This window comes from Stenotrophomonas sp. YJH_SMC_110 (assembly GCF_059369255.1).
Map to the genome: position 1 here is coordinate 203312 of NZ_JCAFSM010000001.1, position 15353 is coordinate 218664.

The 15353-nt window shown below is 66.2% G+C and carries 12 protein-coding genes; 4 read left to right on the forward strand and 8 right to left on the reverse strand.

Going from position 1 to position 15353, the window contains the following annotated elements:
• Positions 1–39 precede the first annotated feature (39 nt).
• The 8 genes from AC5P6H_RS00865 to gmk form a co-directional block, all read right to left on the reverse strand.
• Entirely contained in the window at positions 40–1317 is a 1278-nt protein-coding gene (locus AC5P6H_RS00865) for a citrate synthase (protein ID WP_049440467.1), read from the reverse strand.
• 296 nt (positions 1318–1613) lie between these two features.
• Positions 1614–1856 carry a type B 50S ribosomal protein L31 gene (locus AC5P6H_RS00870; protein ID WP_010484049.1) on the reverse strand — a complete coding sequence of 81 codons (243 nt, stop codon included), beginning with the start codon at positions 1854–1856 and terminating at the stop codon, positions 1614–1616.
• A gap of 88 nt (positions 1857–1944) precedes the next feature.
• Positions 1945–2883 (reverse strand): nucleoside hydrolase, encoded by a 939-nt coding sequence (locus tag AC5P6H_RS00875; protein ID WP_495202236.1) that lies wholly within the window; start codon positions 2881–2883, stop codon positions 1945–1947.
• Positions 2884–3203: 320 nt separating this feature from the next.
• Positions 3204–5315, reverse strand: a complete 2112-nt coding sequence (recG, locus tag AC5P6H_RS00880) for an ATP-dependent DNA helicase RecG (protein ID WP_046432316.1) — start codon at positions 5313–5315, stop codon at positions 3204–3206.
• 7 nt (positions 5316–5322) lie between these two features.
• Entirely contained in the window at positions 5323–5709 is a 387-nt protein-coding gene (locus AC5P6H_RS00885) for a RidA family protein (RefSeq protein ID WP_005418954.1), read from the reverse strand.
• 149 nt (positions 5710–5858) lie between these two features.
• Positions 5859–8021 (reverse strand): RelA/SpoT family protein, encoded by a 2163-nt coding sequence (locus AC5P6H_RS00890; protein WP_005418955.1) that lies wholly within the window; start codon positions 8019–8021, stop codon positions 5859–5861.
• Between the two features lie 106 nt (positions 8022–8127).
• On the reverse strand, positions 8128–8427 hold the full coding sequence (gene rpoZ, locus AC5P6H_RS00895) for a DNA-directed RNA polymerase subunit omega (protein ID WP_005410877.1): 300 nt from the start codon (positions 8425–8427) through the stop codon (positions 8128–8130).
• A gap of 110 nt (positions 8428–8537) precedes the next feature.
• Positions 8538–9203, reverse strand: coding sequence for a guanylate kinase (gene gmk, locus AC5P6H_RS00900; RefSeq protein ID WP_014648271.1), 666 nt, complete (start codon positions 9201–9203; stop codon positions 8538–8540).
• Between the two features lie 290 nt (positions 9204–9493).
• On the opposite strand from gmk, the gene fdnG reads away from it, so the two are divergent.
• The 4 genes from fdnG to fdhE all read left to right on the forward strand — a co-directional run bounded on the left by fdnG (position 9494) and on the right by fdhE (position 15349).
• A complete protein-coding gene (gene fdnG / locus AC5P6H_RS00905; protein ID WP_288496530.1) occupies positions 9494–12562 on the forward strand; it encodes a formate dehydrogenase-N subunit alpha in 3069 nt (1022 codons plus the stop codon).
• A gap of 10 nt (positions 12563–12572) precedes the next feature.
• Entirely contained in the window at positions 12573–13490 is a 918-nt protein-coding gene (fdxH, locus tag AC5P6H_RS00910) for a formate dehydrogenase subunit beta (protein ID WP_346601716.1), read from the forward strand.
• Complete coding sequence (locus tag AC5P6H_RS00915) at positions 13487–14134, forward strand: formate dehydrogenase subunit gamma (RefSeq protein WP_049440476.1); 648 nt, start codon at positions 13487–13489, stop codon at positions 14132–14134. The genes fdxH and AC5P6H_RS00915 overlap by 4 nt, the downstream gene beginning before the upstream one ends.
• A gap of 231 nt (positions 14135–14365) precedes the next feature.
• A complete protein-coding gene (gene fdhE / locus AC5P6H_RS00920; RefSeq protein ID WP_032956068.1) occupies positions 14366–15349 on the forward strand; it encodes a formate dehydrogenase accessory protein FdhE in 984 nt (327 codons plus the stop codon).
• Positions 15350–15353: the final 4 nt, after the last annotated feature.

The window sequence follows — 15353 nt, forward strand, 5'->3', positions numbered from 1 at the left end:
CGCATGCGGGGCGTTCTCGGCACAACCTACGCGGGGCGATCAGCCCTGGTAGTCGCGCACATCGCTGCCGGTGTAGACCTGGCGCGGACGGCCGATCTTCATTTCCGGATCGACCTGCTGTTCCAGCCAATGCGAGACCCAGCCGGAGGTACGGCCCAGGGCGAACATGACGGTGAACATTTCGGTCGGGATCTGCAGCGCCTTGTAGATGATGCCGCTGTAGAAATCGACGTTCGGGTACAGCTTGCGCGCGACGAAGTACTCGTCCTGCAGCGCGGCCTGTTCCAGCTTCACGGCCACGTCCAGCAGCGGATCCTGCACGCCCAGCTGCTTGAGCACCTTGCTGGTCATCTCGCCGATGACCTTGGCGCGCGGGTCGAAGTTCTTGTAGACGCGGTGGCCGAAGCCCATCAGGCGGAAGCCGGAGGTCTTGTCCTTGGCCTTGACCACGGCAGACTCGACGTTGTCGGCGGTGCCGATCTCTTCCAGCATCTTCAGCACGGCTTCGTTGGCACCACCGTGGGCCGGACCCCACAGCGCGGTGACACCCGCGGCAACCGACGCGTACGGGTTGGCACCGGTCGAACCGACCAGGCGCACGGTCGAGGTCGAGGCGTTCTGCTCGTGGTCGGCGTGCAGGATGAACAGCAGGTCCAGCGCCTTGACCACATCCGGGTTCAGATCGTACTGGCCGTCAGCCGACTCGAAGGTCTGCTTCAGGAAGCGGCTGACGTAGTCCAGCGAGGTGTCCGGCTTGTTGGCGGGCAGGCCCTTGCCATGGCGGTAGATCAGCGCCGACAGGGTCGGCACCTTGGCGATCAGGCGCACGGCGGCCTGGCGGCGCTGCTCGGCGTCGGACAGGTCCAGCGCGTCGTGGTAGATGGCCGACAGCTGCGCGATCGCAGCAGCCAGGATGGCCATCGGGTGGGCGTCCTTGGCGAAGCTGCCGATCAGGGTGTTGATCGAGTCGTCGACATTGGCTTCGGCAGTCAGCTCATCGGTGAAGGCCTTCAGCTGCTCGGCGCTCGGGCGCTCGCCGTTGATCAGCAGGTAGGCCACTTCGACGTAGCTCGACTTTTCCGACAGCTGCTCGATCGGGTAGCCGCGATACAGCAGCACGCCCTTGTCGCCGTCGATGTAAGTGATGGCGGACTTGCAGCTGGCCGTCGCGGTGAAGCCGGAATCGTAGGTGAAGAACCCCGTTTCCTTGGTCAGCTTCGCGATGTCGACGCAGTCGTTGCCAAGGGTGGGTTTGATGACGGGCAGAACGACGGACTTATCGCCGGCGTTGAGCGTGACCTGATCAAGATCGGACACTGTGTGCGCTCCTTCATGGGAAGGCGCCTGCCCAAGCGCATTGGTCAGGCACGTGAATGACGTCCTCGGCCTGTGCCGGGGATCATGCCATTATCGCACAGCAGCATTTGCCCGGCGCTAGACAGAAGTCGTAGACGGCAGGCGGCCAGAACCCGGCCAGCAAGCGGCCCGGATCGGCAAAAGCGTTGTCACACGAACGCAGTGTTCTGTCCATCCAAACGCCCGTTGGGTAGGCGTTGGGGAAAAACAAACGGCCGCGCAGAGCGCGGCCGTCGGTTCGAAGCTGGATCGACAGATCAGCGCGCGTAGCGCTTCTGGAACTTGTCGATACGGCCCGAGGTGTCGATGACCTTGTGCTTGCCCGTGTAGAACGGGTGCGAAGCCGAGGAAATTTCAACCTTCACCAGCGGGTAGTCGTTGCCGTCTTCCCACTTGATGGTTTCCTTCGTCGCCATGGTCGAGCGGGTCAGGATCTTGAAATCGGAGGTGACGTCATGGAAGACGACGTCGCGGTAGTTCGGATGGATATCGGCCTTCATGGGCTCACACCGTAAATGGGCTGGTGGTCAAGAGCGGCATTATAAGCACCGGTTGCCGCCCGGGGCAACCGGTGCCGGTCAATCGGCTTCAGTCCGCGCCCAGGGCCTGGCGTACCAGGGCCTCGAAACGCTGCTGGTCGTAGGTCATCAGCAGATCGCAGTTGTCCGGCTGGCCGGTCTGGCGGTTCCAGTCGACGATGGTGGCGCCGCGGCTGAACGTGCCATTCAGCTCCACGTTCAGCGGACGCGACTCGACCCGCAGCTGCCCTTCCGGGTTCAGTGCCCAGGCCATGGCAACCGCGTCGGCGGTGTACCAGCGGCCACCCTTGCTGTCTTCGGACAGGCCACGGGTCTTGCGCGAGATCAGCTCGTAGAAGCGGGCACGATCGGAGTCGGCCTGCAGCCACTTCTCGGCTTCTTCCAGCGGCAGGCCGTGGGCGACGGTGGCCTCCCAGTCCGACACCAGCAGGTGCTTGAACGAGGTGAACACCACATGCGCCGCTTCCGGATCGAAGGCGATGTTGAATTCGGCCGCCGGGGTGATGTTGCCGTGGCAGGTGACCGCGCCGCCCATCACCACGATGCGCTTGATGCGCTGGGGCAGGGTCGGGTCCAGCTTCAGTGCCAGCGCGAGGTTGGTCAGCGGGCCAAGCATCACCAGCATCAGTTCGCCGGCATGCGCGTGCGACAGGCGCAGGATGGCCAGCGCAGCATGCTCGGCTTCGGCCTGGCGGCTCGGCGGCGGCAGGTCCACGTCGCCATAGCCATCACGGCCATGCACGTGGGCAGCGTCTACGGAAGGATGCAGCAGCGGATCCGGGCTGCCGGCAAACACCGGCACGTCGGTGCGGCCGACGATGTCGCAGAGCTTGAGGGCGTTGCGGACGGTGTACTGCAGGCCGACATTGCCGGCGGCGATGGTCAGGGCGACCACGTCATGCCGTTCATCGGCAAAGGCCATCAGCAGGGCCAGGGCGTCGTCCACACCGGGGTCGGTGTCGATCAACAGGGGGATCTTATGGGTCATCGTTGCCGTCTTCAGATCGGCAACGAAGTGTGGACCGGGATGATGACCGTTGCAAGTATGGGGGGCGGCAGGGCTGCGACCTGCACCCGCGGTAGTGCCGGCCGCTGGCCGACAACTTCAACAGCAACGCCGAAAACGGGTTTCCCGCGGATGGCAGGGAGAGCTCTCTGTAGAGTCGAGCCATGCTCGACTCCCGCGCGCAACGCGCACAGCAGCCGAGCGTGGGCTCGGCTCTACAGTGGATCCACGCCGTGCGTGGATGAGCGTCCCGGGGATGGGGTCAGAGCCCTTTGCTGTGCAAAGGGGCCTGACCCCGCCACTTACGCCGAGGCGTAGCGCACGGCGGTGCCGATCCAGCGCTGCACCACGCGATCGGCCAACGCGGGCTGCTGGGCCAGCAGCCGCTCGGCCAGGTCATGCACGCCGGGCAGCAGGCCGGCATCGCGGGCCAGGTCTGCAATGCGGAAACCGGCCAGGCCGGTCTGGCGGGTGCCCAGCAGTTCGCCGGGGCCGCGCAGTTCCAGATCCTTCTCGGCGATGACGAAACCATCGTTGGTTTCGCGCATGGTCTGCAGGCGCTCGCGCGCCATCTGCGAAAGCGGAGCCTGGTACAGCAGCACGCAGCGCGATACCGCCGAACCACGCCCCACGCGGCCGCGCAGCTGGTGCAGCTGGGCCAGGCCGAGGCGCTCGGCGTTCTCGATCACCATCAACGAAGCATTGGGTACGTCCACGCCCACTTCGATGACCGTGGTCGCGACCAGCAGGTCGATCTCGCCGGTCTTGAACGCCACCATCGTCGCCAGCTTTTCGGCGGCTTTCAGGCGTCCGTGCACCAGCCCCACGCGAACGCCGGGCAGCAGTGCCTGCAGCGATTCGTAGGTGGCCTGCGCCGGGGTGGCATCCAGTTCTTCGCTTTCCTCGATGAGCGTGCACACCCAGTACACCTGCCGCCCTTCCTCGCAGGCCAGCGCGATGCGCTCGATCAGTTCCGGGCGACGGTCATTGTTGAGGGCGACGGTCTGCACCGGCGTGCGTCCCGGTGGCAGTTCATCGATGGCCGACACATCCAGGTCCGCGTACTCGGACATCGCCAGCGTGCGCGGAATCGGCGTGGCGGTCATCACCAGCTGGTGCGGCACGCTGTTGCCGCCCGCGCCCTTGTCGCGCAGCGCCAAGCGCTGGTGCACGCCGAAGCGGTGCTGTTCGTCGACGATGGCCAAGGCCAGATCCTGGAACACCACCGCCTCCTGCATCAGCGCGTGGGTACCGACCACCACCTGCGCTTCGCCGCTGGCGACCTGCTCCATCACCTTGGCGCGCGCCTTGCCGGTGACCTTGCCGGCCAGCCAGGCGATACGCACACCGAGCGGCTCCAGCCAGCCGCGCAGGTTGTTGAGATGCTGTTCGGCCAGCAGTTCGGTGGGCGCTGCCAACGCAACCTGCTTGCCCTGCTCCACCGCCAGCATCGCCGCCAGTGCGGCCACCACGGTCTTGCCGGAACCGACGTCGCCCTGCACCAGCCGCAGCATCGGGCTGGGGCGCGCGAGGTCTTCACGGATCTGCTTGAACACGCGCGCCTGCGCGCCGGTGAGCGCGAACGGCAGCTGCTTCAGCAGCGCCTTGGCCAGCTTGCCAGGACCAGCCAGCGGCGGCGCATGGTGTGCCTGCAAGGCAATGCGCTGGCGACGCAGGCTGAGGTGGTGGGCCAGCAGTTCTTCCATCGCCAGGCGGCGCTGCGCCGGGTGGGTGCCGGCGGCCAGCGCGGCGAGGTCGGCATCCGGCGGTGGCCGGTGCACGGTCAGCAGCGCGCTGCGCAGCGACGGCAGGCCCAGGCCATCGAGCCAACCGCTGGGCAGCAGTTCCAGCGTGCTTTCCTCGGGCAGGCGATCCAGGGCCTGGCCGATCAGCTTGCGCATCGTCATCGGGCCCACGCCTTCGACGGTGGGATACACCGGGTCGAGGCGGTCGCCGAGTTCGGGATCATCGTTGCGGCCCAGCACCTGGTAGCTGGGATGGACGATTTCCAGGCCGAGGTGGCCGGGCTTGGGCGTGCCGAAGCAGCGCAGCCGGTTGCCGACCGCGAACTGGCCGACCTGCTGCTGGCGGAAATGGAAGAAGCGCAGCACCAGGGTGCCCTGCCCTTCGTCCTCCACCGCGACCTTCAGCATCGGTCGGTAGCGCATGCCGCGCTCGACCGCGACCACCCGCCCTTCCACCTGCGCCGGCACGCCGTTGCGCAGGTCTTCGATGCGGGTCAGCCGGGTCCGGTCTTCATAGCGCAGGGGCAGGTGAAGCCAGAGATCCTGCAGGGTGGCCAGGCCACGCGCCTGCAGTTTGGCGGCCACGGCCGGACCGACGCCGGCGAGCATCGCCAGGGATGCTTCGCCGGACGGTGACAGGACCGGGGTGACCGCCGCCTTGCGTGCCACGTGGTGGTCAGTCGATGACCATCACCGCGTCGACCTCGAAGCTGGCGCCCTTCGGCAGGCCGGACACTTCGATGGTGGAACGGGCCGGGTACGGGGCCTGGAAGTAGTCCTGCATGACCGCGTTGACCTTGGCGAACTCGCCCAGGTCGGTCAGGTACAGGCCCAGACGCACGACCTTGTCCAGCGAGCCGCCGGCGGCTTCGGCCACGGCCTTGAGGTTGTCGAAGGCGCGACGGGCCTGCGCTTCGACGTCGCCAGCGCCGACGATGTCGCCGGTGGCCGGGTCAAGCGGGATCTGGCCGGAGAAGTACACGGTGTTGCCGGCGCGCACGGCCTGCGAGTACGGGCCGATGGCGGCGGGGGCCTTTTCGGTGTTGATGATCTGGCGGGACATGGGTCGCTCCGGTGCTTTGGGGGAAAACAGAGCGGTGATTGTACCGGGTGGGCGCGGCATCGGCTGGGGGTCGGATCCGTTTCCCGGCGGGAAACGGATCCGACCCCGTATGTCGTGTGCGCGGAACGTCATCCACGCATGGCGTGGACCTACTGGCGGCGTACCGACTGCACGACCGACAGGCGGCGCAGGCGGCGCATCACTTCGGCCAGGTGGTTGCGGTCGCGCACCTGGATGTTGAACGCCAGCACGGCGGCGTTGAAATCGCGATCCAGGTAGTCCACGCGCTCGATGTTGGAGTGGCTCTGCGCGATGGCAGCGGCCAGCTGTGCCAGCACGCCGGTGCCGTTCTCCACTTCCACCACCAGCGAGGTGTCGTAGTCGCCGGAGACGGTGGTGTCCCAGCCGATCGGCACCCAGCGCTCGGGCGACTTGCGCAGCTCGGCCAGGTTCGGGCAGTCCATGCGGTGCACCACGATGCCCTTGCCGGCGGTGTGGTAGCCCATGATCTCGTCGCCGGGAATCGGCTGGCAGCAGCCGGCGAAGGTGACCACGCCACGCTCGCTGCCGTTGATCAGGATCTTTTCCTGCGAGTGGTGGCGCGAATGCGGGCCACCACGCAGTTCGGCGTAGGCCATCAGCGCCTGCGCGGCCTGGGTCGGCATCCAGTTGCCCAGTGCGACCTCGGCCAGCAGGGCTTCCAGGCGCGGGAAGCGGTGTTCGGCCAGGAACGCATCCAGGCGCCCCTTCGGCAGCCGCTCCAGCGACGAATCCATCGCTTCCAGCGCACGGTCGAGCATGCGGTGGCCCAGCTGCACGGCATCCTCGTGCTCCAGCTGCTTGAGCTGGTGGCGGATGGCGGTGCGCGCCTTGCTGGTAACCACGAATTCCAGCCACTGCGGTTTCGGCGTGGCCGAGCGTGCGGTGATGATCTCCACCGACTGGCCCGACACCAGCTTGGTGCGCAGTGGCACCAGTTTCTTGTCCACGCGCGAGGCCACCGCCATGTTGCCGACGTCGGTATGCACGGCGTAGGCGAAATCGAGCGCGGTGGAATTGCGCGGCAGGGCCAGGATCTTGCCCTTCGGGGTGAACAGGTAGACCTCGTCCGGGAACAGGTCGACCTTGACGTTGTCCAGGAACTCCAGCGAGGAACCGGCGGCACGCTGCGAGTCGATCAGCTCGACGATCCACGCGTGGGCACGGCTCTGTGCGCTGTTGGGCGAATCGCCGCCGAACTTGTAGGTCCAGTGCGCGGCCACGCCGCGTTCGGCGATCAGGTCCATTTCCTCGGTACGGATCTGCACTTCGATCGGCGAGCCATACGGCCCGAACAGCACCGTGTGCAGCGACTGGTAACCGTTGGCCTTGGGAATGGCGATGAAGTCGCGGAAACGGCCATCCAGCGGCTTGAAGGTGGCATGCACCGAACCCAGCGCGTGGTAGCAGCTGGGCACGCTGCGCACGACCAGGCGGAAGCCGAACACATCCATCACCTGGTCGAAGGATTTGTTCTCGTCGCGCATCTTGTTGTAGATGCTCCACGGGGTCTTGATGCGGCTGATCAGCCGATGCTCGATCCCCTCCTTGGCCAGGCGCTGCGACAGCTGCACTTCCACCTGCGCCATCGCCTCGCGACGCACCACCGGCTGGCTGCGGATGTGTTTCTCGATGATGGCGTGGCGCCACGGGTACAGCGCCTTGAAACCGAGGTTCTGCAGCTCGCTCTTGACCAGGCTCATGCCCAGGCGCTGGGCGATGGGCGCGTAGATCTCCAGCGTCTCGCGGGCGATGCGGCCGCGCGCTTCGCGGCTCTGCGCACCCAGCGTACGCATGTTGTGCAGGCGGTCGGCCAGCTTGATCATGATCACGCGCAGGTCGCGCGACATCGCCAGCAGCATCTTGCGGAAGCTCTCGGCGGCCGCCTCCTGGCGGTCGCGGAACTTCAGCTTGTCCAGCTTGGTGACGCCGTCGACCAGTTCGGCCACGGCTTCGCCGAACTCGGCGGCCAGCGCCTCGCGGGTCAGCGGCGTGTCTTCGATGGTGTCGTGCAGGATCGCGGCGATCAGCGCTTCCACGTCCAGGCCGAGCTCGGCCAGCACCTGGGCCACCGCCACCGGGTGGGTGATATAGGGCTCACCCGACTTGCGCGTCTGCCCAGCGTGCGCTGAGGCTCCGACTTCCCAGGCACGGCGCAACAGCGGCAGCTGTTCCGGCGGCAGGTAATGGGCGGCGCGTTCAAGCTGGAGGACGTAGTCGGGTACGGCGGCAGTGGGGGCTGCGGCGACCTTGGCAGTGGGGCCTGGGTTCATGCCCGCAGCCTATTCCAGCGCGACGTTTACGGCAAATCCTGAATGCGAAACAGCCCGCACGGGGCGGGCTGTTCGGTGTATCCAACGATTACGTTGATCGATGCGATCAATCGTCGTTCTTGGACATGTCTTCGTCAGCGACCACTTCGGCGGCAGCCCACTCCAGCGCTTCGCGCTCGGCGCGCTCACGCTCGGCCTTCTCGACTTCGTCGATCAGCGCGTTGTCGATCTTGCGGGCGGCGATTTCGCGCAGCGCCAGCACGGTCGGCTTGTCCTCGGTCTCGCTGTTGTCCAGCGTGGCCTGCACGCCGTTGGCGAGCTGGCGGGCACGCTTGGATGCCATCATGACCAGTTCGAAACGGTTGTTAACGACTTCCAGGCAATCTTCTACGGTGATGCGGGCCATACGGGCTCCCGGCGACCGGTCGGCCGCTCAGTCGAATGAGGGAAAGGGGACGGAGTGTACTGGCAGGAGCTGGACAAAATCAAGCCAACCCCTACCCGATTCTTTTGGAATCAGTCAGTTGCGCCCGGATCGGGAGTCAGCAGGGCCTGGATCAGGCCGGCGTGGCGGACCTTCTGGGCCTCCCGGCGCAGGCGGCTGGCGGTGAAGATGGCGCACAACTCGTCCACGGCGGTGTCGAACACCTCGTTGACGATGACGTAGTCGAACTCGTTGAAGTGCAGCATTTCATCGCGCGCCGCGCCCAGGCGCTGGGCGATGACCGCCTCGCTGTCCTGGCCGCGCTTGCGCATGCGATCCTGCAGGGCCTGCCTGGACGGCGGCAGGATGAACACGGTGACCGTGCCCGGCACCAGCTGGCGCACCTGCTGCGCGCCCTGCCAGTCGATTTCCAGCAGCACGTCCTGGCCGGCGGCCAGCTGCGGCTCCACCGACTGCCGGGCCGTGCCCTTCCAGTCGCCGTGCACCCACGCATGCTCGAAGAAGTCGCCGGCGGCGATCATTTCTTCGAACCTTTCCGCAGAGACGAAATGGTAGTGCTGGCCGTTCACTTCCCCCGGGCGCATCGCGCGCGAGGTGAAGGAGATCGACAGCGCGATCTGCGGGTCACGCGCCAGGGTGGCATTGACGATGCTGCTCTTGCCGGCGCCGGAGGGGGCGGCAACGATGTACAGCGTGCCGCGCGCAACGGCGTCCGACGGCTTCGACGGGGCGCTCATGCGCGGAACCCAACTGGTTGATTTCGCAAAATTTTTCCTCGGTGTTCCAGATCCGGCGCGGAGGATCGCGCCAGGACGGCGGGGGCTGCGCGGAACATCCTGGAACCAGGCCCGGCAGACGCTTCCCCGGGGGGCGGGCACGCAACTTTACCAGAGCGGCCCCGTTGCGCGCCCGCCCCGCCGGCGCCGGGCCTTGTGCCACATGGGCGTGCGGGGGCCTGTGCTATAACCGGGCCGTACCCAACGACAGCCCGGAGGCCCGTGCCTCCCCGCCATCCCAGGAGAACGGCATGCCATCGATGAGCCGCCGCCAGTTCCTGAAAGTGACCGGGACAACCCTGGTCGGCTCCAGCCTGGCATTGATGGGCTTCGCGCCCGGCGTCGCGCTCGCGGAGGTCAGGCAGTACAAGCTGACCCGCGCGACCGAGACCCGCAACACCTGTACCTACTGTTCGGTGGCCTGCGGCATCCTGATGTACAGCCTCGGCGACGGCGCCAAGAACGCCGAGCCGAGCATCTTCCATATCGAGGGTGACCCGGACCATCCGGTCAACCGCGGCACGCTGTGCCCGAAGGGCGCCGGCCTGGCCGACATCATCCACAGCAAGTCGCGCCTGCTCTACCCCGAGTACCGGGCACCGGGCTCCAACGAGTGGAAGCGGCTGAGCTGGGACGATGCGCTGGACCGCATCGCGCGGCTGATGAAGGAAGACCGCGATGCCAACTTCGTGCAGAAGAACGAAGCCGGGCAGACGGTCAACCGCTGGCTGACCACCGGCATGCTGGCGGCCTCGGCCACCAGCAATGAAACCGCGGTGCTGACCCACAAGGTCGTCCGCTCCCTTGGCATGCTGGCATTCGACAACCAGGCACGTGTCTGACACGGCCCGACGGTGGCAGGTCTTGCCCCGACGCTAGGCCGTGGTGCGATGACGAACCACTGGGTCGACATCAAGAATGCCGACCTGATCCTGATCATGGGTGGCAATGCCGCCGAGGCACACCCGTGCGGATTCAAATGGGTGACCGAGGCCAAGGCACACAACAAGGCCCGGCTGATCGTGGTCGATCCGCGCTTCAACCGCTCGGCCGCGGTGGCCGACGTGTACGCGCCGATCCGCACCGGTACCGATATCGTGTTCCTGGGCGGCCTGATCAACTACCTGCTGACCGAGGACCGCATCCAGCACGAGTACGTGCTGAACTACACCGACATGCCGTTCCTGGTGAAGGACGAATTCGCCTTCAAGGACGGCCTGTATTCGGGTTACAACGAAGAGAAGCGCAGCTACGACCGTTCCAGCTGGGACTACGCCTACGGTGACGACGGCTACGTACGCAGCGACCCGACGCTGAAGGACCCGCGCTGCGTCTACAACCTGCTGAAACAACACTACGCGCGCTACACCGTGGAGATGGTCGAGCGCATCTGCGGCACGCCGGCCGACAGCATCCGCCAGATCTGGGACATGATCGCGTCCACCGCCGGCAAGGACAAGGCGATGACCATCCTGTACGCGCTGGGATGGACGCAGCACTCGATCGGCGCACAGAACGTGCGTGCCGGTACCATGGTGCAGCTGCTGCTGGGCAACATCGGCGTGGCCGGTGGCGGCATGAACGCGCTGCGCGGGCATTCCAACATCCAGGGCCTGACCGACATCGGCCTGATGTCCGACCTGCTGCCCGGCTACCTGACGCTGCCGAGGCAGGACGAGCAGGACTACGACGCCTACATCGCCAAGCGCACGCAGAAGCCGCTGCGCGCCAACCAGATGTCGTTCTGGCAGAACTATCCGAAGTTCCACGTCAGCCTGATGAAATCGTGGTGGGGCGATGCCGCCACCGCCGACAACAACTGGTGCTTCGATTACCTGCCCAAGCTCGACAAGCCGTACGACATGCTGCAGGCGTACGAGCTGATGAACGAGGGCAAGATCCACGGCTACATCTGCCAGGGTTTCAACCCGCTGGCCTCGGCGCCTAACAAGGGCAAGCTGATCAGCGCGTTCTCCAAGCTGAAGTTCATGGTCAGCATGGACCCGCTGGAAACCGAGACCATCGCCTTCTGGCAGAACCACGGCGCGTTGAACGACGTCGACCCGAGCACGATCCAGACCGAAGTATTCCGCCTGCCCACCACGTCCTTCGCCGAGGAGAACGGCGCGGTGGTGAACTCCTCGCGCTGGCTGCAGTGGCACTGGAAGGGCGCCAATCCGCCGGGTGAAGCGCGCAGCGACATCGAGATCATGTCCGAGCTGTTCCATCGCATCAAGGCGATGTACGAGAAGGACGGCGGTGCGTGGTGGGAGCCGGTGCGCGACCTGGCCTGGAAGTATTCCAACCCGGAGCTGCCGACGCCGGAAGAGCTGGCGATGGAATACAACGGCAAGGCGCTGGCCGACGTGTTCGATCCCAAGGACCCGACCAGGCTGGTGCGCAAGGCCGGCGAGCAGCTGGCCGCATTCGGCGACCTGCGCGACGATGGCAGCACCTCCTCCGGCTGCTGGATCTACATCGGTGCCTGGGGCCCGACCGGCAACATGATGGCGCGGCGTGACAACAGCGACCCCACCGGCATCGGCAACACGCTGGGCTGGGCCTGGGCGTGGCCGGCCAATCGCCGCGTGATGTACAACCGCGCGTCGTGCGACGTGGCCGGCCAGCCGTTCGACCCGCGCCGCACGCTGCTGGCCTGGAACGGCAAGAACTGGGGCAGCGTGGACGTACCGGACTTCAAGGCCGACGAAGATCCCGCCGGCGGGATGGGCCCGTTCATCATGAACCCGGAAGGCATCGCCCGCTTCTTCGCCAAGGCCGGCATGGCCGAAGGGCCGTTCCCGGAGCACTACGAGCCATTCGACACGCCACTGCGCAGCAATCCGCTCAGCCCCGGCCAGGCACTGACGCTGAACAACCCGGCCGCCCGCGTATTCGCCAGCGATCGCGCACAGATCGGTTCGCCGGACGAGTTCCCGCATGTGGCCACCACCTACCGCCTGACCGAGCACTTCCACTTCTGGACCAAGCACGGCAAGTTGAACGCCATCATCCAGCCCGAGCAGTTCGTCGAGATCGGCGCGGCCTTGGCCGACGAGCTGGGCATCAGCAACGGCAGCCGCGTGCGGGTCAGTTCCAAGCGTGGCCACATCGAAGCGGTGGCGATGGTGACCAAGCGCATCAAGGCCCTGCAGATCGATGGCCGGACCGTGCACCAGGTGGGCGTGCCGATCCACTGGGGCTTCCTCGGTGCGGCCAAGCCCGGATACATCGCCAATACGCTGACCAACGCCATCGGTGACGGCAACTCGCAGACGCCCGAATCGAAGTGCATCCTGGTCAAGGTCGAGAAGGTGTAGGAGACACGCCATGTCACTGCAATCGCTGGACATCATCCGCCGCTCGGCCACCACCACGCCCTCGCCGGAAGCGCGCGGTGCGCACACCGGCCAGGTCGCCAAGCTGATCGATGTGAGCAAATGCATCGGCTGCAAGGCCTGCCAGGTCGCCTGCATGGAATGGAACGACCTGCGCGACGAGGTCGGCAGCTGCGTTGGCAGCTATGACAACCCGCCCGACCTGAGCGACCAGTCGTGGACGGTGATGAAGTTCCGCGAGTACGAGGACGAGAAGGGCAAGCTGGAGTGGCTGATCCGCAAGGAGGGCTGCATGCACTGCAGCGACCCGGGCTGCCTGAAGGCCTGCCCGTCGCCGGGCGCGATCATCCAGTACGCCAACGGCATCGTCGACTTCCAGGAAGAGAACTGCATCGGCTGCGGCTACTGCGTGACCGGTTGCCCGTTCGACGTGCCGCGCATTTCCAAGAAGGACCACAAGGCCTACAAGTGCACACTGTGTTCGGACCGGGTGGCGGTGGGCCAGGAACCGGCCTGCGTGAAGACCTGCCCGACCGGGGCGATCACCTTCGGCAGCAAGCAGGCGATGACCGAGCACGCGGCCGGCCGCGTGGATGACCTGAAATCGCGCGGCTACGGGAACGCCGGCCTGTACGACCCGCAGGGCGTGGGTGGCACCCACGTGATGTACGTGCTGCAGCATGTGGACAAGCCGGAGCTGTATGCCGACCTGCCCAAGGACCCGCGGATCAGCCCGATGGTGGAAGTCTGGAAGGGCGTGGCCAAGCCGCTGGGCGTGCTGGCGATCGCCGCCACCGCCTTCGCCGGCTTCCTGCATTACATCGGCATCGGCCGCAACACGGTCAATGACGAGGAAGAAGAGGAAGCCGAACACGAGGCGAAGAGGATCGAAGAGGAGCAGCGGCCATGAAGTACGCCCCGCACCCGCGGCAGATCATCCGCTACCGCGCGCCGACCCGCATCAATCACTGGATCGTGGCGATCTGCTTCGTGCTGACGGCGCTGTCCGGGCTGGCACTGTTCCATCCCGCGCTGTTTCCGCTGACCCAGCTGTTCGGTGGCGGCCCGTGGACGCGCATCCTGCATCCGTTCATCGGGCTGGCCATGGTGGTCGGCTTTGCGTTTCTGGCGTTCCGCATGTGGCGCGACAATCTGCCGACGGCCGACGATCGCGCATGGATGCGCGGCATGCGCGATGTGCTGCGCAACGAGGATGAGAAGCTGCCGCCGGTGGGCCGCTTCAATGCCGGCCAGAAGCTCCTGTTCTGGGCGATCATTGGTTGCCTGTCGGCACTGCTGCTGACCGGCTTCGTGATCTGGCGGCAATACTTCAGCCATCTCTTCCCGATCGGGCTGATCCGCTTCTCGGTGCTGGCCCATGCGTTGTTCGGTTGGGTGCTGGTGTGCGCGATCGTGGTGCACATCTATGCGGCGCTCTGGATCAAGGGCTCGGTGCGGGCGATGACCCAGGGCAAGGTGACCTATGGGTGGGCGTACAAGCATCACCGGCAATGGTTCCGGGACATCCTGCGCGGACGTCGGGAAGAGGGGTAACGGCAGGGCCTGCGGCCCTGCACCTGCAGAGGCGCATTCGACAGTTCCCCGGTGCTTTTGGTAGGTGTCGACCTTGGTCGACACGATGAACACGGCAACAACCGATGGGGTCAGATCCGTTTTCCTGTGGAAAACGGATCTGACCCCGACCATTTCAAATGGCCTACAGTGCGCTGGACGCCAGCGCTGACAACGGCGAGGATGGAGGCTGGTTCTTCTGGCTGGCCCTGCATGGCGCAACGCATCCTTGAACCCGGTGAGATCGAGACGCTCGCCTCGCGCGACGTGCCGCGCATCATCCTGCCTGATACCGGGTCGCTGTTCGCCACACGCGCGGCGCGCCTGCGCAGCCTGGCCGCGCACAGCGCCATCGGCGGTTACCTGCAGCTGCTGGCGGCATTGGCCGATGCACAGCAGGCGCTGCTGGAGGAATTGACACCCCAGCAACGCGAGGCGCTGCAGGACCACGCGCGCGCGCAGCAGTCCAGCGCGGCCGCCAGTGCCGGCATGCCGTTGCGGCCCGCCAACACACTTCATCTGGACGGGCGCTGGCGCGACTGGCTGCGCACGCTGTGCCGGCACTGCGCCGACGAAGCGGGGCTACCGGCGGAAACACGGCAGGAATTGCTGCGCGTCGCCGCCGCCGACGACACCTGGCTGGATGCGCAGGCCCACGCCGTGCTGGAACGCGCTGACGCGCCCCCGGTCGACGCGGTCGCTGCGCTGCTGGTGATGAATGCGTTGCAGGTGTATTGGGCAGTACTGGCGGCCAGCTTCCGCCCCAGCGACCTGAAGCCGCTGGCCGATGCGCCAGGGCTGTGCCCGCTGTGCGGCACCCTGCCGGTGACCAGCATGGTGCAGGCCCGCCCGCCCTATGCCTCCTACCGCTACCTGTCGTGCTCGTTGTGCGCCTGCCAGTGGCACTACGTGCGCGTGCAGTGCAGCCAGTGTGGCGCCGCTGGCAAGGACATCGCCTATCGCGCCCTGGCTGATGCCGACGGCGATACCGGCCAGGCGGTGCGCGAGAGCGCGGTACGTGCAGAAACCTGCGACCACTGCCACAGCTACCGCAAGATCCTGTATCTGGAAAAAGATCCGTCGCTGGAACCGGTGGCTGATGACCTTGGCACGCTGGCGCTGGACCTGCTGCTGGGCGAGGAAGGCTATGCACGCGCCAGCCAGAATCCGCTGCTGTGGCAATCCGACGGCGAGTGAGGCG

Coding starts and splice junctions, on each gene's coding strand:
- AC5P6H_RS00870 (WP_010484049.1), bottom strand. CDS start 1,856: ATGAAGGCCGATATCCATCCGAACTACCGCGACGTCGTCTTCCATGAC.
- AC5P6H_RS00875 (WP_495202236.1), bottom strand. CDS start 2,883: ATGACCCATAAGATCCCCCTGTTGATCGACACCGACCCCGGTGTGGAC.
- AC5P6H_RS00885 (WP_005418954.1), bottom strand. CDS start 5,709: ATGTCCCGCCAGATCATCAACACCGAAAAGGCCCCCGCCGCCATCGGC.
- AC5P6H_RS00890 (WP_005418955.1), bottom strand. CDS start 8,021: ATGAACCCAGGCCCCACTGCCAAGGTCGCCGCAGCCCCCACTGCCGCC.
- rpoZ (WP_005410877.1), bottom strand. CDS start 8,427: ATGGCCCGCATCACCGTAGAAGATTGCCTGGAAGTCGTTAACAACCGT.
- gmk (WP_014648271.1), bottom strand. CDS start 9,203: ATGAGCGCCCCGTCGAAGCCGTCGGACGCCGTTGCGCGCGGCACGCTG.
- fdxH (WP_346601716.1), top strand. CDS start 12,573: ATGTCACTGCAATCGCTGGACATCATCCGCCGCTCGGCCACCACCACG.
- AC5P6H_RS00915 (WP_049440476.1), top strand. CDS start 13,487: ATGAAGTACGCCCCGCACCCGCGGCAGATCATCCGCTACCGCGCGCCG.
- fdhE (WP_032956068.1), top strand. CDS start 14,366: ATGGCGCAACGCATCCTTGAACCCGGTGAGATCGAGACGCTCGCCTCG.